Genomic DNA, 983 nt, shown 5'->3' on the forward strand with positions numbered 1-983 from the left:
GCTGCGCGTTGCCGCGGGGACCCCTGGATCGGCGCTGATTCAGGGCTGACGGCTCATCCTGCCTTGGCAAAGCCAAGGCAGGGCGCCGGGGGGCGGACGGGCGATGTCGGGCGCCCGTCACTCCCTCTCCCGCGAAGCGGGGGAGGGTACCCGAGCGGAGCGAGGGCGCGTGGGGGTTCGACCCCGCCGCCTCGCGAGACCCTCGACGCGTTCCTGCGCCGGCAGAACCCGCCTATCGCGGCTCCAGCAGGGAGGCGTGCACCCAGCCCCAGGGCTCCTCCTCCCCGAGTTGGAGCCAACCGCCCGGTGCCTCGGCGAAGACCTGCAAGGTCGCGCCGCGCGGGATCACCCGCAGCACGCTTCCCGCGCCCGAAGGCTGGTCCCGGAGATTGGCCGGCCCACGGGTGACGGCGGTGCCGCCCGCCGGCCGGGTCGTCGCCGTGACGGGCGCTGTCACCTGCGGCAGCGGCAGCGGCTGGGCCTGGAACTGCTGCGGCTGGGGTGTCGCGATCGTCTCCTGCAGCGACGGAGCGGGCGGTCGCGCTTCGGCCATCGGCTCGGCCGGCAGGGGCTCCGGCGCCGGCGGCAAGGCCCCGACGCCGCCCCGCCGCGGCGTCCCCCCGCCGTCGAAGCAGCGGTCCAGCATCTCGTAGTAGACCCGTGTCGCCTCCGCCGAGGTGGCGCCGAGATGGAACTCGACCCTCGTCGCGCGCTCGCCCTCGAAGGAGACGGCGGCCACGAAGGGGATGAACGGCGTGTCGTTGCGCGCGCCGGGGTTCACCTGCCCGCAGAGGGCGAGTGTATCCGGCGTCGCCTGGCGATAGGCCTGCAGCGCGCGCAGCCGCAACTCGCCATCAACACGCAGCCGCGCGCGCAGGCGTTCTTCCACGATGCGCTGCGCCTCCGCCGGCCGGCCGGGCGTGGGCAGCGCCCCGCCCTCGCCGCGCTGCCGCGGCGCCGGGTCGTCGCAGGCCGCCAGGGCC

At 76.0% G+C, this 983-nt stretch carries 1 protein-coding gene; it reads right to left on the reverse strand.

Annotated elements, in window-relative coordinates:
• Positions 1–232: 232 nt before the first annotated feature.
• On the reverse strand, positions 233–983 hold a 751-nt coding region (locus L2I40_RS23700; RefSeq protein ID WP_237217802.1), incomplete at its 5' end, for an SH3 domain-containing protein.

Origin of the sequence: Falsiroseomonas oryziterrae, from assembly GCF_021864505.1 — a bacterium.
GTDB classification, from domain to species: Bacteria; Pseudomonadota; Alphaproteobacteria; order Acetobacterales; family Acetobacteraceae; genus Falsiroseomonas; species Falsiroseomonas oryziterrae.